Origin of the sequence: Paracoccus sp. (in: a-proteobacteria), assembly GCF_030538495.1 — a bacterium.
GTDB lineage: Bacteria > Pseudomonadota > Alphaproteobacteria > Rhodobacterales > Rhodobacteraceae > Paracoccus.
Window position 1 is genome coordinate 105,866 of record NZ_JAUNTW010000009.1, and the last position, 22,706, is coordinate 128,571.

The window sequence follows — 22,706 nt, forward strand, 5'->3', positions numbered from 1 at the left end:
GATGTTAATCAAGGACGAAACCGGGGCGCAGCGGAACATCGGCTTTGTTCTGGATGTCGGGCGCGCGGACGGGCAGGGGCGCTGTTATTTGCAGGTGGGCGATCAGCACCTGAACCGCGCGGGCGTGCTGCATGGCGGGATCATCACCACACTCTTGGACAGCGGCATGGGCGCGGCGGGCAGCTTGCATATCGACCGCGCGACGCTGCCGCCGCTGTTCACCATTTCGCTGACGGTCAATTTTCTGGCGCCCGGTCGCCCCGGTCTGGTCGAAGCCTTGGCCCGCGTCACCGGAGGCGGTCGCCGCACGATGTTCATTGCGGGCGAATTGCACCATCAGGATGGCACATTGATCGCCACGGCCACGGGGGTGTTTCGCCCCGCAGCCGCGCCAAAACCTTAGGTATCCGACACAAGCCGATGATTCGGCGGGTAAAACTGCCGCGCAAAGGCAATGGGCGTGGCGTCACGCGATTTCACCATCTCGATGGTCAGCACCGGGGTGCCTTCGTCCACCATCAGATTGGTGGCGCAGTCCCCGGTCGCGGATTCGGCCAGAATGGCAAAGCGCCCCTCGGTCAGAGGGATGTTCTGACGCAGCCATTCGCGCACCGGCAGATCGGCAAAAGTTGCCTGCGTTATGTCGGGCAGCACATCGGGGTTCAGCCAGATCGCTTCGCAGCAATGCGGGCGGCCATCGGCCAGATGCTGGGTTTTGATCAGCAACAGATTCTGTCCCGCATCCACATGCAGCGCGTCCATGGCCGCAGGCGTTGCCCGCGCCAGACCAAAGCTGGTCATGCGAAAGGTATAGGCCGCGCCCGTCGCCTCGATCTCGTCGCGGATTTCGGGCATGTCCAGCGTGCTGCGATGTTCAGGCGCAATCGCCACGCGCGTGCCAACCTTGCGGCGGCGTTCGATGATGCCGCTTTCGGCCAGATGGCGCAGCGCACGGTTCACCGTGGCCCGCGCGCATTTCAGTTCCGCCGACAGTTCCTGTTCGGTGGGGATCATCGAACCGGGCGCCCATTCGCCGGAACGGATGCGGCGCAGAACTTCGGTCCGGACGGATTGCCAGGTGTTCAGACCACGTCCTCCGGGGCGGGTTGTTGCGGGGCGCAATGACTGAGCCATTGGGGTCGGAATTTTGATCATAATTGTAACAAATTTTACCTATTAACACGGTATCTATTTTGCTTGCGGTTTATGCGTATGACTACCTGTCGAAATGGTCAGGGTCGGGCGAAAAAAAGGCGCGAAACGTGGAATTTATGGTGCAATTCGTTAACCTTTGTTGTCTATCGTGGCGGGCATGGCTTTGAACAATCACCATACGGATTCGCGCGCGGTGCCTGTGTCCTGGGGCATCCTGACCGCCATCAGCCTGTGTCACATGGTGAACGATGTGATGCAGTCGATGCTGTCGGCGATCTATCCGCTGTTGCAGGCGGAATTTTCGCTTAGTTATGCGCAGATCGGGATGCTGACCTTTGCGTTTCAGGTGACGGCATCGCTGTTGCAGCCGGTGATCGGCGCGGTGACCGACCGCCACCCGCAACCGCGGTCGCTGCCCTTTGGGATGGCGTCCACCTTTTGCGGGGTGCTGTTGCTGGCCTATGCCGCTGATTATTGGGCGCTGCTGGTGGGGTCGATGCTGATTGGTTTCGGATCGGCGGTGTTCCATCCTGAAAGTTCGCGCGTCGCGCGCATCGCATCCGGCGGGCGGTTCGGCACCGCGCAATCGCTGTTCCAGCTGGGCGGCAATTTCGGGCAATCGCTGGGGCCGTTGCTGGCGGCGTTTATCGTGGTGCCGTTGGGGCGACCGGCGGCGGCGTGGTTTGCGGTCGCCGCTGCCTTGGGGGCCGCCGCGCTGTGGCATGTGGGCCAATGGGCCGAGGGACGCCGCCGCGCCGTCACCGCCCGCCCCGACACCGCCCTGCCATTGCCGCGCGGCGTGGTGATCAGGGCGATTGTCGTGCTGGCGATTCTGGTGTTCACGAAAAACATCTATACCGCCGCGATCAGCAGCTATTTCACGTTTTTCAGCATCGAAAAGTTCGGGCTGGGTCCGCAGGGCGCGCAGATCATGCTGTTTCTGTTTCTGGCCGGAATGGCGGCGGGGGTGATGCTGGGCGGCATCATCGGCGACCGGGTGGGCGCGCTGACGGTGATCTGGGTGTCGATCCTTGGGGTGCTGCCTTTCACGCTGGCGCTGCCGCATGTGGGGCTGATCCCGACCGGCGGGCTGGCCTTTGTCATTGGAGTTATTATGGCCTCGGCCTTTCCGGCGATTGTGGTGTTTGCGCAGGAATTGGTGCCGGGGCGCACCGGCATGATTGCGGGGCTGTTTTTCGGCTTTGCCTTTGGCATGGGCGGCATTGCGGCGGCGGCGATTGGGGTTCTGGCCGATGCCTATGGCATCCGCACGGTGTTTGTCTGGGTGTCGGTCGTGCCGGTGCTGGGCGTGCTGACCGCGTTTTTGCCGCGCCGCCGTGATCTGATGCGTGCCGGATGACGCCGCGCTTTATCCATATCGGGCCGGATCAATCGGGGGAATGGGCGCTGTCCCGGATGTTCCGCGCGGCGGGTCTGGGCGTGGCCTGCCATGAAAAAGGCCGGCTGGCGGCGGATGTGCTGTATGCGCGCGCCTGTCGGGCGGCCCCTTTGCGGCAGGTGGATCAGGCGCTGATCGCGGGGCTGTATCGCCACACTCCTTTCTGGCGCCCCCCGATCGAAGGCTGGCACCACGCCGATTACCTGCGCGCGCATTTCCCGGACGCGGTGTTTATCCTGACCGTGCCGGATGTGGATGACTGGCTGTTGCGCCGGGTTGCGGCGGATGATGGCGCGGCGTTGCGGTGTTATACGCATCATCTGGGGCTGTCTCCGGACGCTCTGGCCGACCGGTGGCACGCGGACCTGACCGCGCATCTGGAGGCGGTGACGGCGCTGTTTGGCGATGACCCGCGCCTGATCCGGGTGGATCTGACGACCGAGCCCCCCGCCGATCTGGCGGCGCGGTTGGCGGAATGGATGAGCTTCCCGGCGGTGCCGCAGGGCTGGTATGACCCCGCCGATGCTCTGCCCGATATGGCGATGCTGGACCCGCCCAAGCCTCCGCCGGTTCCCGATGGCTGGGCGGATGATGTGGCCGCGTTTTGCCTGCGTGGGGTGCGGGCTGGCGCGATGCCCCCGAAACCGCCCTTGTCGGATCATGCCGGGGCGTGGGATGGCGGCGCGTTTGTGCAGCATCGCGGCGGGCATTTTCGCCCCTTTGTCGTGGCGGATGGCCCGGTCGGCCTGATGCGGGGGGACCGCCATCCGAAAACTCTGCGCGTCGAAGGCGTGATTAACGACATCCTGCGCCTGAACCGCCGCGACCCCGTCTGGATGGATATGGAGGATTCCCGTTGGATCGGATCCCCCCATGACGCGACCTTGCCCGCACCCGTGATCGGTCACAACCGGCGCGAGGACGCGGAAAATGTGGTGCTGTGGCCTCTGCCCGGCCAGCATGAGGTCGGCCAGCCCGGCTTTGACGGCGTGGCCGACCGCGTGGCGTGGGATGACAAAGCCGACCGCGTGGTCTGGCGCGGCATGATTTCGGGCAGCGAACGGCGCAATCGTGTGCGGCCCGGCCCGGCCTCGCATGTGTTTTTGAAACGGCTGATGGCTGCGGGCGGCAATGTGGACCGGCGCGCGACGGCATGGGCCGGGCTGTGCCGCACGTCGCGATTCGCGCTGATCCGGCGGCTGTGGCAGCATCCTGACTTTGATCTGGGGGTGGTGATGGCGTGGGGGTTTCGTGCGGCGGCGCGCGATCCGTGGCTGGCCCCCTATTGTGTGCCGCGTCAGGACCGCGCGTTTTTCCATCAGTTTCGCTATCAGCTGTGCCTGACCGGATATGACCACCCGTCGAACTTCATGCAGGCCATCGACACCCAAGGCGTCGCTTTGGTCGAAGATGACGGCTGGCAGGTGTTTTATTCGGGCCGGTTCCGGCCGTGGGAACATTACATCCCCATTCAGCGATACGGCGATGATATTCAGGACAAACTGGCATGGGCGCGCGCGCATCCGGCGGAATGTCGCGCCATGTCCGCCGCCGCCCGATCCGAGGCCGCGCATTTCCGCAACCCCGCCGCCCGCCGCGACCTGATGGCGCGGATCCTTGACGGGCTGGCCGCAATGAACCGATCCGATGATGACACCTGATTTCAGCTTTGAAACCGCCGCCCTGACCGCAGGCGCGCAGCGCATCGCCGGCGTGGATGAGGTCGGGCGCGGCCCCATTGCCGGCCCCGTCACGGCGGCGGCGGTCGTGCTAGACCCCGACAACATTCCCCCCGGCCTGAACGATTCGAAAAAGCTGACAGCGGCGCGGCGTGAAATGCTGGCCGAATGGGTCATGACGCATTGCGATTGGGCCGTGGCGCATGTCGATGTGGCCGAAATCGACCGCATCAACATCCTGCAAGCCGCGCATCTGGCGATGTGCCGCGCCGTGGCGGGCCTGCGCCACGCCCCCGATTTCGTGCTGGTCGATGGCAACCGCCTGCCGCGCGATCTGACCACCCCCGCGCAAGCTGTGGTGAAAGGCGATGCCCGTTCCGTGTCGATTGCGGCGGCGTCCATCGTGGCCAAAGTGTTGCGCGATCGCATCATGGTGGATTTGGCGCAACAGCATCCGGGCTATGGCTGGGATGTGAACGCCGGTTATCCCACGCCCGCGCATAAAACCGCGCTGCTAGATCTGGGGATCACCCCACATCATAGACGGTCGTTCAAACCTATCCACAACATCTTGTGTAAAGATATTTATCTAACCGGTTGATTCAAAAAACAAATTGACCGCGAATCGGGTTTGAATCATTTTATCCACAGGCAGACCGACACAAAGTCGGCGTGACATGAGGCGCAGATGACCAAAACCGAAACCAAGCGCGCAGCCCCGGCTGCGCGGACGTTACCGCTTAACCAAATTCTGGCGGGTGATTGCATTGAACAGATGAATGCGCTGCCGGAAAACAGCGTCGATCTGATCTTTGCCGATCCGCCCTATAACCTGCAATTGCGCGGCGATCTGCACCGGCCCGATAATTCCAAGGTCGATGCCGTGGACGATCATTGGGATCAGTTTTCGGGCTTTGCGTCCTATGATGCCTTCACCCGCGACTGGCTGGCGGCGGCGCGGCGTTTGCTGAAACCGAACGGCGCGATTTGGGTCATTGGCAGCTATCACAACATCTTCCGCGTGGGGGCCGAGCTGCAAAATCAGGGCTTCTGGATCATGAATGACGTGATCTGGCGCAAATCCAACCCGATGCCCAATTTCCGCGGCAAACGCCTGACCAATGCGCATGAAACGCTGATCTGGGCGGCGAAGTCGGAAAATTCGAAATACACTTTTAACTATGAGGCGCTGAAGTCGCTGAACGAAGGTGTGCAGATGCGCAGCGATTGGGTGCTGCCGATCTGCAATGGTGGCGAACGGTTGAAGGACGCGGCGGGCGACAAAGCGCATCCGACGCAAAAGCCCGAATCGCTGTTGCATCGCGTGATCGTCGGCACGACCAATCCCGGCGATGTGGTGCTGGACCCGTTCTTTGGCACCGGCACCACCGGCGCGGTCGCGAAAATGCTGGGCCGCGATTTCATCGGGATCGAGCGCGAGGAATCCTATCGCGAGGTCGCCACCCGCCGCCTGTCCCGCGTGCGCCGCTTTGATTCGGACGCAATCGCCACGACGCGGGCGAAACGCGCTGAACCGCGCATTCCGTTCGGGCAGGTCGTGGAACGCGGGATGCTGCGACCGGGCGAGGAACTGTATTCCATCGGCAACCGCCACAAGGCCAAAGTCCGCGCCGATGGCAGCCTGATCGGAAACGATGTTAAGGGCAGCATCCACCAGGTCGGCGCGGCATTAGAAGGTGCGCCATCCTGCAATGGCTGGACCTATTGGCATTTCCGGCGTGAAGGGAAAATGATTCCGCTGGATATTCTGCGCCAGCAAATCCGCGCGGAAATGGAAGACGACGCCCCGCGCCCTAACTGATTTCGTTTCGCCAGTCCTGCCGCGTTTGTCCGGCCGGACCACCTGACCCCGCCATGTCCGCATGGCGGGTTTTTTTGTGGAGAGCGGCCCGGGGGTTTCACACCCCCGGACCCCCGTGGGATATTTTTGCACAGAAGATAATCAAAGCGCGCTGCGTGGGTGGGGCAGGGTGCCGTGGTTGTAGTCGCTCCAATCCGTGATGTCGGGGTAGTGGTGTTTGCGCCATGCCCGGACGCGGGGATTCATGCGGCGGCGCCACAGCGGCGGGATCATCGCCACAAAGGTCATTGCCGGGTATCCGAACGGCAATTGCGGCGCCTGATCGGTGTCGTAGGTTTGCAGCAGGGGAAAGCGGCGGTCGGGTTTATAGTGGTGGTCCGAATGGCGTTGCAGGTTGATCAGCAGCCAGTTCGACGCCTGATGATCGGCGTTCCAGCTGTGATGCGGGCGGACGGGTTCGTAGCGACCTTGGCCCAGATGGCGGCGCGTCAGGCCGTAATGTTCGACATAGTTTGTCAGTTCAAGCTGCCAGATCGCGACCAGCGATTGCCATAGGAATAGGGCCAGCCCGGCGGCTCCGCCCAGCATCAGGGCCAGCCCCAGCATTGCGCCTTGCAGCGCGGCGTAGCGCCAGAACGGGTTTCTGCGGTCCCAGATGCGCCGGCCTGCGCGGGTCTGGCGCGCGGATTCGGCGCTCCACGCGCTGCGCAGGCTGCCCGGCAGGACGCGGGCGAAAAAGCGGTGAAACCCTTCGTTATAGCGCGCGGTTGCCGCATCGCGGGGCGTGGCGACCCAGGAATGATGCACGATCAGGTGTTCGCTGCGGAAATGGCTATACATCACCGTGGCCAGCAGCAGATCGCCAAGTCCGCGTTCAAGGGCGGTTTTCTGGTGCATCAGTTCGTGGGAATACACGATGCCGATGCTGCCCGACAAAACGCCGATGCCGAAGAACAGGCCGATTTTTTCCCAGCCAGACAGGTGGCCGGTGGTTTGCACATACCAGATCGTGCCGAAAATCGCCGCGAATTGCAGCGGAAACCAGATGATCGTGATGGCGCGGTGCCAGAACAGTTCCCGCGTCGCGGTTTCGGGGTCGGGATTGGCGGTGCTGCGGCCCAGCATCGCGTCAAGCGCGGTCGTCACATACCACGCATAACCCGGCAGCAGCATCCACCAATACCCGCCCATCACCGCCGCCCAGGCGACCAGCGGGATCATCAGAACCGACATCCAGAACGGTGCGGCGGCGGGGGGGCGTTTCTGTGTCATGGCGCGGTTTTAGCCGGAGTGATGCGCCTGCGCCATATCCCAGACTTTGCGCATCAATCCGGGCAGGGCGTCGCGGTCCACATCACGGGCCAGATGGCCTCGGGTCGGTTGGCCGGTCAGGTCGCCCATCATCACAGTCAGGTCCAGATTGAAATGCGAAAACACATGCCGCACCGTGCCGATGTCTTGCCATTCGGCCGGGCCGGGGGGCGGCAGGTCGCGCCCGTCCCAGCCGGTTGAGGGAAAGGCCAGCACGCCGCCCAGCAGCCCGCGCGCGGGGCGATGTTCCAGCAGAACCGCCGCCCCCTGACGCGCGACCCAAGCGGTGCCGGTGCGGGTGGGTTTGGGCGTTTTCGGCGCTTTGCGTGGCAGGTCGGCGGCGATGCCACGGGCGCGGGCTTGACACTGCGCTGTCAGCGGGCAGATGCCGCAGGCGGGGTTGCGCGGCGTGCAGATCGTCGCGCCCAGATCCATCATCGCCTGCGCGTAATCGCCGGGGCGGTGTTGCGGGGTTTGGGTCGCGGCCAGCCGTGTCAGTTCCGCTTTGGCGCGGGGAAGGGGCGTTTCAACCGCAAACAGCCGCGCGATGACGCGTTCGACATTGCCATCGACCACGGTTTCGGGCTGATCAAACGCAATCGCCGCAATGGCCGCCGCCGTGTAGGGACCAATCCCCGGCAGCGCCAGCAGCCCCGCCCGGTCGCGCGGAAAGCCCGTTTCCGCAACCGCCCGCGCGCAGGCCAGCAGATTGCGCGCCCGTGCGTAATAGCCCAAGCCCGCCCATTCCGCCATGACCTGCGCGTCATCCGCCGCCGCCAGATCAGCCACCGTTGGCCACAATTCCGTAAACCGCAGGAAATAGGCGCGGACGGCGGCGACGGTGGTTTGCTGTAACATCACCTCGGACAGCCAGACGCGATAAGGGTCGGCGCCGCTGCCCCCGGGCGGAACGCGCCACGGCAGGTCGCGGGCGTGGCGGTCATACCACTGCAACAGACCGGGGGCGATCACCATGCCGTCACGCAATTTTCAATCCCTGTCAGTCGGGCCGCGCTTTTATTGCGGGGCGGGGGTGGGTAAGGATAAGGCGTCATAAACGAAATCGCAGCCATGGCCCAGACACCGCAACGCAGCAAACGCCGCCCCAGCCGGGGGTTCCAACCCGCCGCCACCCTGCTGGCGGGCCGGGTGCAGCGCGCGGCCGAGGGGCGGGGATTCGCCGTCGCCCGCCTGTTGACGCATTGGGCCGAAATCGCGGGCGACCGGCTGGCGCGGGTCACGCGCCCGGTGCGGATCAGCCATGCGCGTGGCAGCTTTGGCGCGACTCTGACCTTGCTCACCACCGGGGCGGTCGGGCCGATGGTGCAGATGCAGCTGCCCGCGCTGCGCGACCGGGTGAATGCGGTTTACGGATACAACGCCATTTCGCGCATCGTGCTGACGCAAACCGCCGCGACCGGCTTTGCCGAAGGGCAGGCGGTGTTCGACCACGCGCCGCCCGCCCCACGCGCGCCCGATCCGGCGCAGGTCGAACGGGCGGACCGCATCGGCGCGCAATTCACCGATCCCGATCTGGCGCAGGCCATGGCCCGCCTTGCGCTGAACGTCACCACTCGAAAACCAAGAATCGTTTGAAAAGGATAACGCTATGTTCCTTCGTTCTGTTATGACCGCCGCCGCTTTGGCCTTGGCCGTGCCGGCCATGGCGCAGGATGCCGCGCCGGAAACGCTGCCCGATATTGCGCTGGGTGCCGAAGACGCGCCGCTGACCATCATTGAATATGCCAGCTTTACCTGCGGGCATTGCGCGAATTTCCACACCGACGTGTTCCCGACGCTGAAGGCCGAATATATCGACACCGGCAAGGTGCGGTTCATGCAGCGCGATGTGTATTTCGACCAGCCGGGCCTGTGGGCCGGGATTCTGGCACGCTGCGGCGGGGACGAAAAATTCTACGGCGTGGCCGATATGCTGTTTTCGGAACAACGCGCCTGGGTGTCGGGCGGGTCGGGCGCGGAAATCGCCGCCAATCTGCGCCGCATCGGGGCCAAGGCCGGGATGACCGACGATCAGATGAACGCCTGCTGGGAAGACACGGCCAAGGTCGAACAACTGGTCGCGACCTTCCAACAAAACGCAACCGCTGACGGGATCGAGGCCACGCCGACCTTTATCATCGGCGGGGAAAAGGTGCGCAACCAGCCGTGGGACGCCTTGAAAGCGGTTATCGACACCAAGCTGGCCGAGGCCGAATCGCAGTAATCGGCGGTTGTAAGGCCGCGTCGCCGCAATCGTCAGGGTTTTCGGCCGGGCTGCGTTCCGGCCGAAAACATTTTCTGCTGAACACAAAACCGCGAAATGCCGCAGCGTTCCGGCAAATTATGATTGATTTTGGTTAAAATATCGCCATGCCCTAGGCGTATGAAGCGCGAACAGGGGACCATGTCGTGATCCAAGAATTCAAACAGTTTATCGCCCGTGGCAACGTCATTGACCTTGCTGTCGGTATCATCATCGGCGCGGCCTTTACCGGCATCGTCAACTCGGTCGTCGAAGATCTGATTAACCCGATTCTGGGTCTGCTGATCGGCGGCATCGACTTTACGAACCTGTATGTCGTTCTGTCGGGCAATGTCGCGGACGGCGCCAGCCTGCAAGCGGCACGCGATTCGGGCGCGGCGATCTTTGCCTATGGCAGCTTCCTGATGTCGCTGCTGAACTTCTTCATCATCGCCTGGGCGGTGTTCCTGCTGGTCAAAGCGGTGAACAAAGTCCAAGCCGCCGCGAGCCGCGAAAAAGAAGTCGTCATCGTGGAAGAAGTCCCCGCAGGCCCGACGCAGGAAGAACTGCTGGCGCAAATCCGCGACCTGCTGGCCGACCGCAACGCGGCTCCGCGTATCTGATCTGCCGGACATGAACGAAACGGCGCGCCCATCCGGCGCGCCGTTTTTTATGCGCGTCAGTCGCCGCCACCCCCGCCATCTGCGTCACCCTCTGCGTCAATCAGGCGGTCGAACCAATTGCCGTTATCCGTGCCGTTGTTTTCGGGATAGGGGTCATGGGGACACATCCTGTCCCATCCTTCGCGGCGTCTCCGGCGGCGGTGCTGATTGGCCCACCGCAAAATCAGAAGCACTGTCAGCCCCAAGGCGCACAGGGCCAGCATCCACAGACCAATGCCCATCATGTCCCCCATTCGGTCGCTGCGACCGTCTGACCACGCAGCCGTGACCGTCAAGGGGTGGAACCATGGCCCCGAATCAACCATGATGCGGCCATGACTGATCTGGACCCCATCGACCGCCGTATTCTGGCCGTTCTGCAAACCGACGGCCGCATCAGCAATGCCGATCTGGCCGCGCGGGTGCATCTGTCGCCATCCGCCTGTCACCGCCGCGTCCAACGGTTAGAGGATGCGGGCGTCATTACCGGCTATGTCGCGTTGCTGGATGCGCGCAAACTGGGCCGCCCGACGGTGGTGTTCGTGGAAATTACCCTTTCCGGTCAGGCGGATGAGGTGCTGGAGGCCTTTGAACGCGGCGTCGCCACCATCCCCGAATTGCTGGAATGTCACCTGATGGCCGGATCGGCGGATTATCAGTTGAAAATCGTTGCCCGCGATACCGATGATTTCGCCCGCATCCACCGGCAACATCTGGCGCGGCTGCCGGGCGTGGCGCAGATGCACAGTTCGTTCGCGCTGCGAACCGTGGTGCGCACGACCGTGTTTCCGGTGTGACCCCAGCAAAAACCCCCGCAACCGGATGGCGCGGGGGTTTTTATGACGCGGATCGCGTTGTCTTACAGTGCGCCTTCGCGCTGTGCTTTTTTACGAGCCAGCTTGCGGGCGCGGCGGACGGCCTCGGCCTTTTCACGGGCTTTCTTGACCGACGGTTTTTCGAAATGCTGCCGCAGCTTCATTTCACGGAACACCCCTTCACGCTGAAGCTTTTTCTTCAGTGCGCGAAGCGCCTGTTCGACGTTATTGTCGCGAACGTTGACCTGCATGTGGTTGTCACCACCTTCCTAAGTTAGAGTTGCAAAGATTGCAGGAACCGCCCCATTATCACCCAAACCCGCCTTTGTCCAGTGAGGATGCGATGACACAGACCGAACGCGATGCGCTGCTGGATGCGGCACTGATCCATGTGCCGTTTGACGGCATGAACGACCGCGCCCTGATGGCCGGGGCGCGCGATCTGGGCATCCCCGACCAGATGGCGCGGGTCCATTTCCCCGAAGGTGGTGCGGCTCTGGCCGCCGCTTATCACCGGCGCGCGGATGCGGAACTGGCGCGGATGCTGGCGGATACGCCGCTGGACGGGCGGTTTCGCGATAAGGTCGCGCAGGCGGTCTGGCTGCGGCTGGGGCTGGTGGATCGCGAACTGGTGCGCGCCGGCGCCACGGTTCTGGCACTGCCGCATCATGCGGGATTGGCGGCGAAACTGGTCTGGGAAACCGCCGATGTGATCTGGCGCGCCTTGGGCGACACATCCGACGATGTGAATTGGTATTCCAAACGCGCCACCCTTTCGGCGGTCATCAGCGCATCGGTGCTGTTCTGGCTGGGCGATGATTCGGACGGGCAGGCCGACACCCGCGCCTTTATCGACCGCCGCATCGACGGCGTGATGCGGTTCGAAGGGGTCAAGGCGAACCTGCGCAAACTGCCGGGGATGGACATGCTGACCCGCGCCGCGTTTGGATGGATCCGCGCGCCGCAGCCGCGTGATTTGCCGGGGCGGGGGGAATGACCATGTTTCCCGATGCGATGAACGCGATTGAAATATCCGCCCCCGGCGATGCCGATATGCTGCGGCCCACGCGCCGCCCGGTGCCGGTCCCCAGCCATGACCAGATCCTGATCCGCGTGCATTGGGCGGGCGTCAACCGCCCCGATGTGCTGCAACGCGCGGGCAGCTATGCCCCGCCGCCGGGCGCGTCCGATCTGCCGGGGCTGGAGGCGGCGGGCGAAATCGTCGGCATGGGCGCGGGCGTCACCCGCTGGCGCAAAGGCGAAATGGTCTGCGCGCTGCTGCCGGGTGGGGGATATGCCGAATATGCGGTGTGCCACGCTGATCACGCCCTGCGCATCCCGGCGGGGATCGAGACGCGACAGGCGGCCTGCCTGCCCGAAACCGCCTTTACCGTCTGGTCCAATGTGGTGCAGCGCGGGGCCTTGCGCGGCGGCGAACGGTTTTTGGTCCATGGCGGCACCTCGGGCATTGGCATGATGGCGATTCAGACGGCGCGGGCCTTGGGCGCGCGGGTCTTTGCCACGGCGGGCAGCGATGAAAAATGCGCGGCCATCACCGAACTGGGCGCCACGGCGATCAATTACCGCAGCGATGATTTTGTTCGGGTGCTGCGTGACGCGGGCGGGGCCGATCTGATTCTGGATATGGTCGGCGGCGATTATATTCCCCGCAATATCAAATCGCTGGCCCCGGATGGGCGGCTGGTCATGATCGCGTTTCTGGCGGGGCCAAAGGTCGAACTGAACTTTGCCCAGATCATGGTGAACCGCCTGACGGTCACGGGGTCCACCCTGCGCCCGCAATCCGACGTGGCCAAGGCCGAAATCGCCGACGATCTGCGCAAAAAGCTGTGGCCGTTCATCGCGGGCGGGCAGGTCGGGGTGCGGATCGACAGCGAATTTGCCCTGAACGACGCGGCGGCGGCCCATCGGCGGATGGAAAGCAGCCAACATATTGGCAAGATCGTTCTGAAGGTCGCGGGCGACACCTGAGGATGGTGCGGATGCCTCCGGCGGGGATATTTGGACACAGAAGATATGGTGCGTCGCCCGTGACGGATATCAGCTATGCGGCGCCAAGGCGGCGTGCGGCGGCGGGATGTCCGGGTCGGGACGCGGCGACAGCGCCACGCCATTCAACGGCAAGGCCGCAATCGCGGTCAGCGCCTGCGCGGTTGGCAGGCGAAACCGCACCATGCGCCGCCCCGCCGAGAGTTGCGTGACGGACCAGCCCAACAGCTCACCCGAGGGGCCGGACATTGCGCCGCTGCCATTCCCTTGCGGGGCGTTGCCCGTCAGACATTCGCGCAGTGCCGCCAGACCGGGGCCGTCGGCGGTGACGCTTTGCCAGATTTTCAGCGTTTCCGTGATCGTCGCGGCGTCGCCGCCCCACAGATCGCGATAACTGCGGTTCGACATCACCAATTCGCCCGAATTGCCAAACACCACCACGCCATCGTCGATCCCGTCCAGAACATGCGCACCCAGCGTCAGTTCGGCCCGGAATTTGCGGGTCAGCGACATTTCCGAGGTGATGTCTTCGAACAAAAACGCAATCGCGCCGTCGGGATGGGGGCGGCCGGTCACGCGATAGGTTTGACCGCCGGGCAGCGACCAGGTTTCGACATGGTGGCCGATGGAGGCCGCGCTTTCCAGATTGGCCATTTGCTGCCGCCAGCTGCGGTAATCTTTGGGTTCGGGAACCATGCGCTGTTCGCGCAACTGGTCCAGAAAATCAATCAGCGTGGGGCGTCCGACCAGAAAACCCGTCGGCAAGCCGGTCAGATCAATCAGCGCCGGATTGAACAGCTGCAAATTGCGCTGACGGTCAAAAATCGCCAGCCCGATGGGCAAATCGGCAAAGGTTTTCGTCAGCGTCTGCACAAATTCGCGCAGGCTGCGTTCGGCGCGCACGGCGGCATCGGCGGGCAGGGCAAAGAACATTGTCTGATCGCCCAGCGGCTGGCTGTGGCAGTCATACCAGAACACCGTGCCGTTATCATCCAAAGGCGCGCGCCGCGTGGTCGTGCCTGCGCCGGGAACGCGCGTCGGCTGATCCAACAGACGCGGCAGAGGCCATGCCGCCGACGCCCCCGAACTGGTTTCGACCTTTTTCAGATAGGCGCTGTTGGCCCAGACGATCTGGCCCTGATGATCCTGACGCCAGACCAGAATCGGGGCCTGATCCAGTGCGCTGCGCAGGTGGTCCAACTCCTCTTCCATGGCTTGCAGGGTCATCGAATCGACCGTGATCCCGGCGTCCTGGGTGTCGGGGCTGGTGAGGGTCAGGCGAATCAGATGGGGGTCCAGCTGTTCGGCCACCAGCCGCAGCTGCGCGGCCCCATTGCCGCGTTCGCCCCGCAGAACCACGCGCCCCTGTTGCGCAAGGCCCGCCAGAGCGGTGTCCAGATCGCCGAAATGCGGCCCCAGCCACTGCGTCAGGCGCACCCAGTCCGAATCGCCATGGCTGAGCCTTTGCAACAGGTTATGCGCCGGTGTCGTTGCGTCAATCAGCCGCTGCCCGCGAAACAGAAAGATCATCGGTTGCAGATGGGCGACCAGCCCGCCGCCCGCCCGCGCGCCGGTCTGGCGCCATGTGTCCCACAGCCGGATCACGACAATCGCCAGCAGGGTTGACCCCGCACCCGCCGCCAGAACCGCCATTACCGCCAACAAACCCTGAATATCCACTGTCACCGCCTTAACTTTTCAGGCAACGTAACGCCTCAACTATTAATATAGTGTTAATGACGCCGGATTTTCTGGCAAGGCCTGCCGGTCATCGGCGGCGATGCGGTCGATGGGCCATGTGACGCGCACCTTTGCCCCCGTTGCTCCGTTCGCGAAATCCACCTGCGCGCCTGACCGTTCCAGCAGCGTTTTGGCGATGAACAGGCCCAGCCCCATGCCTTCATATCCGCCGCGGCGGGGCGTTGAACGCTGCCGCAGATAGGGGTCGCCCAGCCGCGCCAGAATCGCGGGGGGATAGCCGGGGCCGTCATCGGAAATCGTCACGCGCAGCAGATCGCCCGTTTCGGCCACCACATCAACGCGGGTGGCGGCGAAATCAACGGCGTTCTGGATCAGGTTGCGCAGCGCGTGAATAACGCCCGGATCGCGGCGGATAATCGGGCCGGCCGCGTCAATATGAATCGCCACCCCGCGCCCGGCATGAGGGCTGGCGGCGTCGTCAATCACCGCGCGCAGCGGTGTGGCGCGCAGATGCAGGTCGTCTTTGCCCGCCTGACCCATATTGCGCAAAATCTCGGCGCAGCGCATGGCGCAATCGCGCAGGGCGTTCGCATCGTCGCGCAGATCGGGGCGGTCCTGCAATTCGTCGGCCAGTTCCGCCGCGATCAGTTTGATCGTCGCCAGCGGCGTTCCCATTTCATGCGCGGCCGCCGCGATGACTCCGCCCAGATGTTGCAGCCTTTGTTCGCGCAGCAGGGCCATCTGCGTGGCAAACAACGCGCTGTTCGTGGCCTGCAATTCCGCCGTGACCCGGTGGGCATAGGTCGCAAAAAACGCCACCCCGATGACAAGCGCCGCCCAATGCCCCAGCATCAGCAGCGGGTCCATCTGTAACACCGACCCATCCGGCGCGATCAGAGGCTGGGCGAACACCGCGGCCAGCGTCATCAGCGCCACCGTCGCCACGCCAAGCGCAACCGTCTGGCGCGCGGTCAGCGTTGTTGCCGCAATTGTGACCGGCGCCAGCATCAACAGCGCAAAGGGATTGGTCAGCCCCCCGGTCAGCCCCAACAGCAGTGACAGCTGCAACAGGTCAAATGCCAATTGCCCTGCCGCCTGACGCGGGGACAACTGCATCGGAGAATGCCGCATCAGCCATAAATTGCTGGCCACCAAGGCCGCAATCAGCGCCAGCACCGGCCCCAAGGCAAAGCCCAGGCCCAGCCACAGCGCCACCACGACCGACGCCAACTGACCCAGCACCGCCGCCCATCGCAGCAGCATCAGGGTGCGAAGGCGGATCGGCTCGGCCCGGTTGTGGTCCATTCCGGGGGCGGGGGGGTGTTGCATGGGAACCTCGTGCTGTGGTTGCTTGATAACCTTGGCGTCATGGGCGATCAATGCGCAGCACCCAGCATAAGGAGACACAACATGGCAGACCGCAGGTTATTGATGATCGGCATTGCCGCGACGGTCGGGGTTTTGTTGGGCGGCGGTATTTATCTGACCCAACAATCGGCGGGTGATCGCTATGCCCAATGCCGTCAGGGGGTGGTCGCCGGGGGGCTGGACAGTTTCGGCACCGATTTCACCCTGACCCGCGCCGATGGTCAGCGCGTCACAAATGAACAGGTGTTTGATAAACCCAGCCTGCTTTATTTTGGATATACATTTTGCCCGGATGTGTGCCCGCTGGACACCGCGCGAAATGCCGAAGTGGTCGATATTTTACAGCAGCAGGGCCATGATATTCAGTCGGTCTTTATCACCGTGGACCCTCGCCGTGATACGCCGCAGGTTTTGGCCGATTATGCGTCACTCTTCAGCGATGATATGATTGCCCTGACGGGCAGTGATGATGAAATTGCTGCTGTAAACCGGGGCTGGCGGAATGTTTTCCAACGTCACGATCAAGAGGATAAAGAATTTTATCTGGTCGATCATATGACTCACAGTTATCTGGTGATGCCGGGAACCGAAACCGTCGAATTTTTCCGTCGCGATGCCGAAGCGGAACCGATGGCGGAACGTGTCGGCTGTTTTATGAACGCGCGGGGATAATGTTGCGGTTTGAAATGGGGGTTTTGCGCCCTATATCCACGCCACGAGGTCTATGATGTCTGAAATTGAATTGCGCCCCGGTCCTGATCCGTCCTTGTTGCTGGTCGATGATGATGAGATATTTGTCACCCGCCTGGCCCGCGCGATGGAGCGGCGGGGTTTTTCCCCGGTGACGGCGTTTTCCGTGGCGGATGCGTTGGTCCAGATTGACAACCGCCCCGCCGCCTATGCCGTGATTGATTTGCGGCTGGGGGACGGAAACGGGCTGGATGTGGTGGACGCGCTGCGGGCCAAACGGGCGGATGCGCGCATCATTGTGCTGACCGGCTATGGCGCGATTGCCACGGCTGTGGCGGCGGTGAAAATGGGCGCGACCGATTATCTGGCCAAGCCCGCCGATGCGAATGATATCACCGCCGCCCTGCTGACGACGGGGGAATTGCTGCCTCCGCCGCCGGAAAACCCCATGTCGGCTGACCGGGTGCGGTGGGAACATATCCAACGGGTTTACGAACAATGTGACCGAAATGTCAGCGAAACCGCCCGCCGCCTGAATATGCATCGCCGCACCTTGCAACGTATTTTGGCAAAACGTGGCCCAAAAGAGTAACGGGAATAAAAATTCAGTTGTGGGGTTTTTGAAATTCGGCTAGGTTTCGGCTATTGCTTCTTAACAGGCGGAAAAAAGAAAATGTCTCTCGACTTCGATCAGATGTCCCTGAAGGAAATGCGCGATTTGCGCGCGAAACTGGACCGGGCTATCAATTCATACGAAGATCGCAAACGCCGCGCCGCAATGGCCGCCGTCGAAGAAGCCGCGCGTGAACACGGGTTTAATTTGGCCGATCTGACCGGCGCAAAAACCCGCCGTGGCGGCACGGTTGCACCGAAATATGCAAACCCCGCTGATCCCACGATGACCTGGACCGGTCGTGGCCGCAAACCCCGCTGGGTTGTGGACCAGATGGAGCAGGGCAAAGATCTGGAAGATCTGGCAATTTAATAAAACGGGGCCGCAGATGCGGCCCCGTTTTTTAGTCATCCATCCGTGCAATAATTTCAGAATATCGTTCTAAAAACGCCTGACGAACCTGAGCGGGCGGGCGCAGATTTATCGTCAACCCGGTGGGCAGGGTATTGCGGCCAATCGGAAACAGCTTTTTCGCCTCGGATTCCGAAAAACCGGCGATCTGCACGGCCTCAATCCGGGCGGAAATGCGGTCGGCGGCTTTGATCTGGGATTTGATGGTTTTGGGCAGCGCCGCGGGCAGGCCGAAACAGCGGTGAATCGCCGCCGTCAGCCGTTCATCCATGGCGCGGTAATCGGGGCCAAGCGCGTCTTTGACCGGCGAAATCATGTCGCCGATGACATATTCCGGCGCGTCATGCAGCAGTGCCGCCAGCCGCCATTTCGGCGCAATGCCGGGATTCTTGGCGGTAAAAATATCGTCAACCAGCAGAGAATGCTCCGCCACGGAATAGGGCCAGTCGCCCACCGTCTGGCCGTTCCATCGCGCCACAAAGGCCAGCCCGTGCGCGATGTCAGAGATTTCAATGTCGAACGGCGTCGGGTCCAACAAATCCAGTCGGCGCCCTGACAGCATCCGCTGCCAGGCGCGGTGCGGTCGGGGCGCCATTGGGGATCAGGACAGGGCTTGACCGTCGGGCGCGCCTTGCGCGGCCTGACGACGGGCCAGTTCCTGACGATACAGCGCCACGAAATCCACCGGGTCCATGTTGAAGGCCGGGAAGCCGCCGTCGCGGGTCACGTCCGAAATGATGCGGCGCACAAACGGGAACATCAGGCGCGGGCATTCGATCATCAGGAAGGGGTGCAGCTGATCTTCGGGAACGCCTTCGATCTGGAAGACCCCGCCATAATCCACTTCGGCGATGAACAGGGTCGAGCTATCCGCACGGTTGGTCGAGGTGATGCGGAATTTCGTAACCACTTCATATTGGTTTTCAACCTGCCGCTTGCGGGCGTCGAGGCTGACCTGCACATTGATTTCCGGCTGAACTTCGCCCGCCAGAGCGCCTTTTTGCGCGACGGCGTTTTCAAACGACAGGTCGCGGATATACTGCGCCAGCACCTGCAGGCGCACCTGCGGTTGTTCGGTTGCGGTGCCGTTTTGGGTGGTTTCGTCGGTCATGGTCTGCCCTCATCCATTGGGTTTCGCGTGCTTGTATCAGGGGCGGGGGGCTTGCTCAATGCTGCGACCAGCCCGAAGGCCGATGATTTTGCGCGGCATTTGATATAATTTCCTGCGGCTTCGGCTGTGGCGGCTGATCGTCCTGCACCACATAATCGCCGTCAATCACCCCGTCGGCATAGGGCGGGCGATGCGGGTCACGCGCCCGCCGCACCCGCGCCGACATGCGCGCCAGCACCGCGTCGCGCACCATCGGGATCAACAACAGCAATCCCAGCGTGTCGGTGAAAAAGCCCGGCAGGATCAACAGCATACCCGCCAGCACAATCAACACCCCATGCGCCAGAGGCCGCGCCGGGTCGCGCAATTCGTTCAGGCTGCGTTGCAGGCGAATGCCCGCCGTGGCGCCCTGATGGCGGATGATCGCCACGCCCAAGATGGACCCCAGAATGACCAGAAACAGCGTCGGCCACAGCCCGATCAGCCCGCCCACCTGAATGAATAATGCGATTTCGATAATCGGCAATGCCAGAAACAGCGCAAGAAACCACATGCTTTTCCCCTTTGATCCGGTGCGCAAAACTGGACTTGCGCGGCGTTCGTCCCTACATAATGTCCCAAGCTCAAGATACCAACAGACCCGTTCGAAAAAGGCCGTTCCTATGTCTAATCCGCTGCTGCAATTACTGGTTCTGGCCGCGATTGCGATTTTTCTGATCCTGCGGCTGCGCAACGTGCTGGGGACGCGCGACGGGTTCGAACCCCCGCGCACCGACGAACAGCCGCGCCCCACCCCCAAATTCGAGGTGATCGAGGGCAGCGCCGAACAGGTCGATCACGACATTCTGGACCACGCCCCCGCTGGCAGCGCCAGTGCCGATGCCTTGGCCGCGATGAAACAGGCCGAGCCGTCCTTTGTGCTGCGCGATTTCCTGAACGGGTCGAAATCGGCCTATGAAATGATCCTGATGGCGTTTGAACGCGGCGATCTGTCGGATGTGCGGCCGTTTTTGGCCGAACCTGTGGCCGATGCGTTCCAATCGGTGATTGATCAGCGCGTGGCCGCCGGCCAGACCGTGCAGGCGCAGTATCTGGGGACGCGCGAAACCGCGCTGACGGCGGCGGAATTTGATCACGTCACCGGCATGGCGGAAATTTCCGTGCGGTTTGTGGGTGAACTGATCGCGGCCACGCTGGACGCTGACGGCACCGTGATCGAAGGCGACGCCAAAGCCCCGCGCAAACAAAAAGACGTTTGGACCTTTGCCCGTCACATGGGGCAGGATGATCCGAACTGGCAGCTTGTTGCGACGGGCTGATGCGCCGCCGCCGGGGTCTGACCCCTGAGGATGCCGAGATTTGGGCGCAGGTCGCCCGCACCGCGCATCCCATGCACCCAAAGCCTCGGGTCGCGTCCGATGCGAAACCCAAACCCGCGCCGGTCACGATCCGCGCGGGTTTGGCGTCTGATTTCAGCGTCCCCGATTTTCGCGTGGGACAGGCCGCACCCACATCCAAGGGCGGTGTGACCCGCGCCCAAACCCCGGCGCAGCATCTGGCGGCGGCATCGCTGCGGATGGATCACAAAACCCATCGTAAGATGACGCAGGGGAAAATGCGGCCCGAAGCGCGCATCGACCTGCACGGCATGACGCTGGCGCAGGCGTTTCCCGAATTGGTGCAATTCGTGATGTCTTGCCATGCGTCGGGGCTGCGGCTGGTGCTGGTCATCACCGGCAAAGGCAGCAGCGGCGATCCCGGCCCTCTGCCCACCCGCCCCGGAGCGCTGCGCCACCAGGTGCCGCATTGGCTGCACAGCCCGCCTTTGTCGCTGGTCGTGCAACAAGTCACCGCCGCCCATTACCGCCACGGCGGCGAGGGGGCGTATTACGTCTATCTGCGGCGGATTGGGTAGGGGGGGGCGCTTGTTCCGCTGCGACACGGGGATGAAACGGCTGGCTCGGTCCAGACAGACATATCCCGCCGCTGTTCCCTATGAATCCGGGGATGAACCGATCGACGTGGAGGTGTCGGCCTTTCCGGTCGACTGTTCCCCGCGAACGTGGGGATAAACCGTGATTGATCTGGCGGATATGCCGCTGACCAGTTTGTTCCCCACGAACGCGGGAATGAACTGCAAATCCGCGACGTGCCGCTGGTCGATCCCCCTGTTACCCACGAGCGTGAGGGTGAACCGGACAAGGCCCTGATCGAGTCGGGTCGAAATTACTGTTCCCCGGAACGCGGGGATGAATCGAACTGTCCGCGCAGTGTGCCGGGCCTTTGTCATCTGTCGGAAGCGGTTCCGCAACGGACCTAATTTCTATGGCTTCCCGCATCTGCCGGGCAAAGCGGGCTAACGGATCGCGGCGACGATGCGCGTGCCGATTGTGACGGTGGTTTACGATTTGGCTAACGAAAAGACACGCCGGTGGCGGGCCTGCGCAATATTCAGGCGGCAAATATCTTAATAAGAACAGCGGCCAAGCCAGCCCCGGCCCCGATCAGCGCGGTAGCAGCCCTCGCACCGACTGCCAGCGGGTGCCACACCGTTTCTTTCGAAATTTTCGCCGTTTCCGCGATCAGCTTGGCGATTTCGGCGCGCATCTTGTCGTCGGCAAGGCTTTGTTCTTGGGTGGTCATGTCTCGGTTCCCTTCGGTTCGGATGGCACCGAGTCGTTATTGCTTCAAATTTAACGAATACCGTTAAAAATGTCAATCAAACCGCTATCCGTTAGTCTTCTGCGGCCAGTCATTCGGCCTGTAACCGTCCAGATAGGCCCGAACCAGCCTTTCGACGGCGGCACTGATCGCGGTCGCGCCGCGCTCTAACTCGCTGACGCGGACGGAATGCCCGAACCCCAACAAAGGGGCGATTTCGTGTTGTTTCAGCCCAAGACTTTTGCGGGCCGCTTTCAGTTCGTCGGCTGTCATCGTCGCCCCCCTGTTTGATTTACATCTAACGGATTGCGTCACTTTTTCAAGGGGGCATTATGGCTGACCCCTAATCCCGTCGCGGCGACACATCCTGACAGATCGGCACGACATAATTCGGGGGCAGGGCGGACGCCGCAATCGCGCGTTCGGCCACCATCACGCTGCGGGTGGTGGAGGCACCCTCTGACGGATGATCGCCAATTTCGACCCGGCCCGTCAGCAGGTTCACATCGCACACCGTGACCGAGGCCGACAGCCGGTCGTTCATCGTCTGCGTGAACCCGGCCAGCACATAATCCCCGCCGCGCGACGCGAATTTGTATTCGTTTACCACCCCCATGCTGCCGCACACGTCGCAGCCCGCATAGACCGTAAACCCGGTATCCGTGCGTTCCACATCGGGAAAGCCAGTCATATTCGGCAGAACGGAAAACGCCGCGCGGATGGAATAATCTTCGATCACGACGACGCGGTTATCGGCGGGGGTCATCACATTGACGGCGTGGACGGGACCGTTCGGCCCGTCCCCCACCACAATCGCCACCAAAGCCGCCGCAATCATCGGCTGTAATTCGCGCGCGGACCCGCGAAATACCAGATGATGAGGCCCAGCACCGGCAGAACCGCAATCAGGATGATCCAGAACAGTTTCGTCCCGGTGGATTCATTCGTGTTGATGACCTGCGCAATCGCCCAGACATCCAGAACAAAGATGATAACGCCAAACAGCCAGCCCATATCGGCCTCCATGTTGATGCAACCGAGGAACCCGCAGACCAG

The 22,706-nt window shown here is 62.7% G+C and carries 31 protein-coding genes; 17 read left to right on the plus strand and 14 right to left on the minus strand.

Translation table 11 applies throughout. The features are described 5' to 3' along the window. The first annotated feature begins 1 nt into the window (after position 1). Positions 2-403, plus strand: a complete 402-nt coding sequence (locus tag Q4G20_RS10340) for a PaaI family thioesterase (RefSeq protein ID WP_303343366.1) — start codon at positions 2-4, stop codon at positions 401-403. On the opposite strand, the gene Q4G20_RS10345 is transcribed toward Q4G20_RS10340, so the two are convergent. Next, the gene (locus Q4G20_RS10345) at positions 400-1,134 is read right to left on the minus strand and encodes a GntR family transcriptional regulator (protein ID WP_303343367.1); all 735 of its coding nucleotides are present in this window, start codon (positions 1,132-1,134) and stop codon (positions 400-402) included. The two genes, Q4G20_RS10340 and Q4G20_RS10345, sit on opposite strands and share 4 nt — an antisense overlap. 178 nt (positions 1,135-1,312) lie before the next feature. Here Q4G20_RS10345 and Q4G20_RS10350 point away from each other — a divergent pair, with 178 nt between their 5' ends. The 4 genes from Q4G20_RS10350 (at position 1,313) to Q4G20_RS10365 (ending at position 6,055) form a co-directional block, all read left to right on the plus strand. Then, on the plus strand, positions 1,313-2,515 hold the full coding sequence (locus Q4G20_RS10350; RefSeq protein WP_303343368.1) for an MFS transporter: 1,203 nt from the start codon (positions 1,313-1,315) through the stop codon (positions 2,513-2,515). After that, positions 2,512-4,215 carry a glycosyl transferase family 90 gene (locus Q4G20_RS10355; protein WP_303343369.1) on the plus strand — a complete coding sequence of 568 codons (1,704 nt, stop codon included), beginning with the start codon at positions 2,512-2,514 and terminating at the stop codon, positions 4,213-4,215. The genes Q4G20_RS10350 and Q4G20_RS10355 overlap by 4 nt, the downstream gene beginning before the upstream one ends. Next, the gene (locus Q4G20_RS10360; protein ID WP_303343370.1) at positions 4,202-4,834 is read left to right on the plus strand and encodes a ribonuclease HII; all 633 of its coding nucleotides are present in this window, start codon (positions 4,202-4,204) and stop codon (positions 4,832-4,834) included. Before Q4G20_RS10355 ends, Q4G20_RS10360 begins: the two co-directional genes overlap by 14 nt. An 87-nt stretch (positions 4,835-4,921) precedes the next feature. Beyond that, entirely contained in the window at positions 4,922-6,055 is a 1,134-nt protein-coding gene (locus tag Q4G20_RS10365) for a site-specific DNA-methyltransferase (RefSeq protein ID WP_303343371.1), read from the plus strand. A 141-nt stretch (positions 6,056-6,196) separates the two neighbouring features. Here the strand turns inward: Q4G20_RS10365 and Q4G20_RS10370 are convergent, their stop codons facing one another. Both Q4G20_RS10370 and mutY read right to left on the minus strand, forming a co-directional pair. Then, positions 6,197-7,327: an alkane 1-monooxygenase gene (locus tag Q4G20_RS10370; RefSeq protein ID WP_303343372.1), complete on the minus strand. Its 1,131-nt coding sequence runs from the start codon at positions 7,325-7,327 to the stop codon at positions 6,197-6,199. A gap of 9 nt (positions 7,328-7,336) precedes the next feature. Beyond that, on the minus strand, positions 7,337-8,341 hold the full coding sequence (gene mutY / locus Q4G20_RS10375; RefSeq protein ID WP_303343422.1) for an A/G-specific adenine glycosylase: 1,005 nt from the start codon (positions 8,339-8,341) through the stop codon (positions 7,337-7,339). Between the two features lie 96 nt (positions 8,342-8,437). Between mutY and Q4G20_RS10380 the strand changes: the two genes are divergently transcribed. From Q4G20_RS10380 to mscL, 3 genes are all read left to right on the plus strand, one after another. After that, on the plus strand, positions 8,438-8,962 hold the full coding sequence (locus Q4G20_RS10380) for a DUF721 domain-containing protein (RefSeq protein ID WP_303343373.1): 525 nt from the start codon (positions 8,438-8,440) through the stop codon (positions 8,960-8,962). A 13-nt stretch (positions 8,963-8,975) separates the two neighbouring features. Then, positions 8,976-9,590, plus strand: a complete 615-nt coding sequence (locus tag Q4G20_RS10385; RefSeq protein ID WP_303343374.1) for a DsbA family protein — start codon at positions 8,976-8,978, stop codon at positions 9,588-9,590. A gap of 185 nt (positions 9,591-9,775) precedes the next feature. Continuing rightward, the gene (gene mscL / locus Q4G20_RS10390) at positions 9,776-10,231 is read left to right on the plus strand and encodes a large conductance mechanosensitive channel protein MscL (RefSeq protein ID WP_303343375.1); all 456 of its coding nucleotides are present in this window, start codon (positions 9,776-9,778) and stop codon (positions 10,229-10,231) included. Between the two features lie 56 nt (positions 10,232-10,287). Here mscL and Q4G20_RS10395 read toward each other — a convergent pair whose 3' ends face one another. Then, positions 10,288-10,515: a hypothetical protein gene (locus Q4G20_RS10395; RefSeq protein ID WP_303343376.1), complete on the minus strand. Its 228-nt coding sequence runs from the start codon at positions 10,513-10,515 to the stop codon at positions 10,288-10,290. Positions 10,516-10,605: 90 nt separating this feature from the next. Here Q4G20_RS10395 and Q4G20_RS10400 point away from each other — a divergent pair, with 90 nt between their 5' ends. Then, positions 10,606-11,067: an Lrp/AsnC family transcriptional regulator gene (locus tag Q4G20_RS10400; RefSeq protein ID WP_303343377.1), complete on the plus strand. Its 462-nt coding sequence runs from the start codon at positions 10,606-10,608 to the stop codon at positions 11,065-11,067. A 62-nt stretch (positions 11,068-11,129) separates the two neighbouring features. Here the strand turns inward: Q4G20_RS10400 and rpsU are convergent, their stop codons facing one another. Continuing rightward, entirely contained in the window at positions 11,130-11,336 is a 207-nt protein-coding gene (rpsU, locus tag Q4G20_RS10405; protein ID WP_022705914.1) for a 30S ribosomal protein S21, read from the minus strand. Between the two features lie 92 nt (positions 11,337-11,428). On the opposite strand from rpsU, the gene Q4G20_RS10410 reads away from it, so the two are divergent. After that, positions 11,429-12,082 carry a COQ9 family protein gene (locus Q4G20_RS10410; protein ID WP_303343378.1) on the plus strand — a complete coding sequence of 218 codons (654 nt, stop codon included), beginning with the start codon at positions 11,429-11,431 and terminating at the stop codon, positions 12,080-12,082. 2 nt (positions 12,083-12,084) lie between these two features. Next, positions 12,085-13,077 carry an NAD(P)H-quinone oxidoreductase gene (locus Q4G20_RS10415; RefSeq protein ID WP_303343423.1) on the plus strand — a complete coding sequence of 331 codons (993 nt, stop codon included), beginning with the start codon at positions 12,085-12,087 and terminating at the stop codon, positions 13,075-13,077. Positions 13,078-13,146: 69 nt separating this feature from the next. Here the strand turns inward: Q4G20_RS10415 and Q4G20_RS10420 are convergent, their stop codons facing one another. Both Q4G20_RS10420 and Q4G20_RS10425 read right to left on the minus strand, forming a co-directional pair. Continuing rightward, positions 13,147-14,775: a PAS-domain containing protein gene (locus Q4G20_RS10420; RefSeq protein WP_303343379.1), complete on the minus strand. Its 1,629-nt coding sequence runs from the start codon at positions 14,773-14,775 to the stop codon at positions 13,147-13,149. A 42-nt stretch (positions 14,776-14,817) separates the two neighbouring features. Then, positions 14,818-16,125 (minus strand): ActS/PrrB/RegB family redox-sensitive histidine kinase, encoded by a 1,308-nt coding sequence (locus Q4G20_RS10425; RefSeq protein ID WP_303343380.1) that lies wholly within the window; start codon positions 16,123-16,125, stop codon positions 14,818-14,820. Between the two features lie 81 nt (positions 16,126-16,206). On the opposite strand from Q4G20_RS10425, the gene Q4G20_RS10430 reads away from it, so the two are divergent. From Q4G20_RS10430 to Q4G20_RS10440, 3 genes are all read left to right on the plus strand, one after another. Further along, a complete protein-coding gene (locus Q4G20_RS10430; RefSeq protein ID WP_303343381.1) occupies positions 16,207-16,836 on the plus strand; it encodes an SCO family protein in 630 nt (209 codons plus the stop codon). A gap of 55 nt (positions 16,837-16,891) precedes the next feature. Continuing rightward, positions 16,892-17,446: an ActR/PrrA/RegA family redox response regulator transcription factor gene (locus tag Q4G20_RS10435; RefSeq protein ID WP_303343424.1), complete on the plus strand. Its 555-nt coding sequence runs from the start codon at positions 16,892-16,894 to the stop codon at positions 17,444-17,446. Between the two features lie 81 nt (positions 17,447-17,527). Next, positions 17,528-17,839, plus strand: a complete 312-nt coding sequence (locus tag Q4G20_RS10440; RefSeq protein ID WP_303343382.1) for an H-NS histone family protein — start codon at positions 17,528-17,530, stop codon at positions 17,837-17,839. A gap of 31 nt (positions 17,840-17,870) precedes the next feature. Here Q4G20_RS10440 and Q4G20_RS10445 read toward each other — a convergent pair whose 3' ends face one another. From Q4G20_RS10445 to Q4G20_RS10455, 3 genes are read right to left on the minus strand one after another with little or no spacing between them, the layout of a single operon-like run. Then, positions 17,871-18,473, minus strand: coding sequence for an HD family hydrolase (locus tag Q4G20_RS10445; protein WP_303343383.1), 603 nt, complete (start codon positions 18,471-18,473; stop codon positions 17,871-17,873). 6 nt (positions 18,474-18,479) lie between these two features. Continuing rightward, the gene (secB, locus tag Q4G20_RS10450; protein ID WP_303343384.1) at positions 18,480-18,989 is read right to left on the minus strand and encodes a protein-export chaperone SecB; all 510 of its coding nucleotides are present in this window, start codon (positions 18,987-18,989) and stop codon (positions 18,480-18,482) included. A gap of 55 nt (positions 18,990-19,044) precedes the next feature. After that, positions 19,045-19,542, minus strand: a complete 498-nt coding sequence (locus tag Q4G20_RS10455) for an FxsA family protein (protein WP_303343385.1) — start codon at positions 19,540-19,542, stop codon at positions 19,045-19,047. 109 nt (positions 19,543-19,651) lie between these two features. Here Q4G20_RS10455 and Q4G20_RS10460 point away from each other — a divergent pair, with 109 nt between their 5' ends. The 3 genes from Q4G20_RS10460 to Q4G20_RS13635 all read left to right on the plus strand — a co-directional run bounded on the left by Q4G20_RS10460 (position 19,652) and on the right by Q4G20_RS13635 (position 21,349). After that, positions 19,652-20,308, plus strand: coding sequence for a Tim44/TimA family putative adaptor protein (locus tag Q4G20_RS10460; protein WP_303343386.1), 657 nt, complete (start codon positions 19,652-19,654; stop codon positions 20,306-20,308). Continuing rightward, entirely contained in the window at positions 20,308-20,904 is a 597-nt protein-coding gene (locus Q4G20_RS10465; RefSeq protein WP_303343387.1) for a Smr/MutS family protein, read from the plus strand. Before Q4G20_RS10460 ends, Q4G20_RS10465 begins: the two co-directional genes overlap by 1 nt. Before the next feature lie 310 nt (positions 20,905-21,214). Beyond that, entirely contained in the window at positions 21,215-21,349 is a 135-nt protein-coding gene (locus tag Q4G20_RS13635) for a phage BR0599 family protein (protein ID WP_368660792.1), read from the plus strand. Between the two features lie 91 nt (positions 21,350-21,440). On the opposite strand, the gene Q4G20_RS10470 is transcribed toward Q4G20_RS13635, so the two are convergent. The 4 genes from Q4G20_RS10470 to Q4G20_RS10485 form a co-directional block, all read right to left on the minus strand. Beyond that, on the minus strand, positions 21,441-21,632 hold the full coding sequence (locus tag Q4G20_RS10470) for a hypothetical protein (RefSeq protein ID WP_303343388.1): 192 nt from the start codon (positions 21,630-21,632) through the stop codon (positions 21,441-21,443). Between the two features lie 84 nt (positions 21,633-21,716). Then, positions 21,717-21,923, minus strand: a complete 207-nt coding sequence (locus tag Q4G20_RS10475; RefSeq protein WP_303343389.1) for a hypothetical protein — start codon at positions 21,921-21,923, stop codon at positions 21,717-21,719. A 70-nt stretch (positions 21,924-21,993) separates the two neighbouring features. Further along, entirely contained in the window at positions 21,994-22,488 is a 495-nt protein-coding gene (locus Q4G20_RS10480) for a hypothetical protein (protein ID WP_303343390.1), read from the minus strand. Then, positions 22,485-22,664, minus strand: coding sequence for a PLD nuclease N-terminal domain-containing protein (locus Q4G20_RS10485; protein WP_303343391.1), 180 nt, complete (start codon positions 22,662-22,664; stop codon positions 22,485-22,487). Before Q4G20_RS10485 ends, Q4G20_RS10480 begins: the two co-directional genes overlap by 4 nt. Positions 22,665-22,706 lie beyond the last annotated feature (42 nt).

What these genes read in the sequence shown, in the direction of transcription:
- Q4G20_RS10340 (WP_303343366.1), top strand. Translation starts at nt 2, where the DNA reads ATGTTAATCAAGGACGAAACCGGGGCGCAGCGGAACATCGGCTTTGTT.
- Q4G20_RS10345 (WP_303343367.1), bottom strand. Translation starts at nt 1,134, where the DNA reads ATGGCTCAGTCATTGCGCCCCGCAACAACCCGCCCCGGAGGACGTGGT.
- Q4G20_RS10350 (WP_303343368.1), top strand. Translation starts at nt 1,313, where the DNA reads ATGGCTTTGAACAATCACCATACGGATTCGCGCGCGGTGCCTGTGTCC.
- Q4G20_RS10355 (WP_303343369.1), top strand. Translation starts at nt 2,512, where the DNA reads ATGACGCCGCGCTTTATCCATATCGGGCCGGATCAATCGGGGGAATGG.
- Q4G20_RS10360 (WP_303343370.1), top strand. Translation starts at nt 4,202, where the DNA reads ATGATGACACCTGATTTCAGCTTTGAAACCGCCGCCCTGACCGCAGGC.
- Q4G20_RS10365 (WP_303343371.1), top strand. Translation starts at nt 4,922, where the DNA reads ATGACCAAAACCGAAACCAAGCGCGCAGCCCCGGCTGCGCGGACGTTA.
- Q4G20_RS10370 (WP_303343372.1), bottom strand. Translation starts at nt 7,327, where the DNA reads ATGACACAGAAACGCCCCCCCGCCGCCGCACCGTTCTGGATGTCGGTT.
- mutY (WP_303343422.1), bottom strand. Translation starts at nt 8,341, where the DNA reads ATGGTGATCGCCCCCGGTCTGTTGCAGTGGTATGACCGCCACGCCCGC.
- Q4G20_RS10380 (WP_303343373.1), top strand. Translation starts at nt 8,438, where the DNA reads ATGGCCCAGACACCGCAACGCAGCAAACGCCGCCCCAGCCGGGGGTTC.
- Q4G20_RS10385 (WP_303343374.1), top strand. Translation starts at nt 8,976, where the DNA reads ATGTTCCTTCGTTCTGTTATGACCGCCGCCGCTTTGGCCTTGGCCGTG.
- Q4G20_RS10395 (WP_303343376.1), bottom strand. Translation starts at nt 10,515, where the DNA reads ATGATGGGCATTGGTCTGTGGATGCTGGCCCTGTGCGCCTTGGGGCTG.
- Q4G20_RS10400 (WP_303343377.1), top strand. Translation starts at nt 10,606, where the DNA reads ATGACTGATCTGGACCCCATCGACCGCCGTATTCTGGCCGTTCTGCAA.
- rpsU (WP_022705914.1), bottom strand. Translation starts at nt 11,336, where the DNA reads ATGCAGGTCAACGTTCGCGACAATAACGTCGAACAGGCGCTTCGCGCA.
- Q4G20_RS10410 (WP_303343378.1), top strand. Translation starts at nt 11,429, where the DNA reads ATGACACAGACCGAACGCGATGCGCTGCTGGATGCGGCACTGATCCAT.
- Q4G20_RS10415 (WP_303343423.1), top strand. Translation starts at nt 12,085, where the DNA reads ATGTTTCCCGATGCGATGAACGCGATTGAAATATCCGCCCCCGGCGAT.
- Q4G20_RS10425 (WP_303343380.1), bottom strand. Translation starts at nt 16,125, where the DNA reads ATGCAACACCCCCCCGCCCCCGGAATGGACCACAACCGGGCCGAGCCG.
- Q4G20_RS10430 (WP_303343381.1), top strand. Translation starts at nt 16,207, where the DNA reads ATGGCAGACCGCAGGTTATTGATGATCGGCATTGCCGCGACGGTCGGG.
- Q4G20_RS10435 (WP_303343424.1), top strand. Translation starts at nt 16,892, where the DNA reads ATGTCTGAAATTGAATTGCGCCCCGGTCCTGATCCGTCCTTGTTGCTG.
- Q4G20_RS10440 (WP_303343382.1), top strand. Translation starts at nt 17,528, where the DNA reads ATGTCTCTCGACTTCGATCAGATGTCCCTGAAGGAAATGCGCGATTTG.
- Q4G20_RS10445 (WP_303343383.1), bottom strand. Translation starts at nt 18,473, where the DNA reads ATGGCGCCCCGACCGCACCGCGCCTGGCAGCGGATGCTGTCAGGGCGC.
- secB (WP_303343384.1), bottom strand. Translation starts at nt 18,989, where the DNA reads ATGACCGACGAAACCACCCAAAACGGCACCGCAACCGAACAACCGCAG.
- Q4G20_RS10455 (WP_303343385.1), bottom strand. Translation starts at nt 19,542, where the DNA reads ATGTGGTTTCTTGCGCTGTTTCTGGCATTGCCGATTATCGAAATCGCA.
- Q4G20_RS10460 (WP_303343386.1), top strand. Translation starts at nt 19,652, where the DNA reads ATGTCTAATCCGCTGCTGCAATTACTGGTTCTGGCCGCGATTGCGATT.
- Q4G20_RS10465 (WP_303343387.1), top strand. Translation starts at nt 20,308, where the DNA reads ATGCGCCGCCGCCGGGGTCTGACCCCTGAGGATGCCGAGATTTGGGCG.
- Q4G20_RS10470 (WP_303343388.1), bottom strand. Translation starts at nt 21,632, where the DNA reads ATGACCACCCAAGAACAAAGCCTTGCCGACGACAAGATGCGCGCCGAA.
- Q4G20_RS10475 (WP_303343389.1), bottom strand. Translation starts at nt 21,923, where the DNA reads ATGACAGCCGACGAACTGAAAGCGGCCCGCAAAAGTCTTGGGCTGAAA.
- Q4G20_RS10480 (WP_303343390.1), bottom strand. Translation starts at nt 22,488, where the DNA reads ATGATTGCGGCGGCTTTGGTGGCGATTGTGGTGGGGGACGGGCCGAAC.
- Q4G20_RS10485 (WP_303343391.1), bottom strand. Translation starts at nt 22,664, where the DNA reads ATGGGCTGGCTGTTTGGCGTTATCATCTTTGTTCTGGATGTCTGGGCG.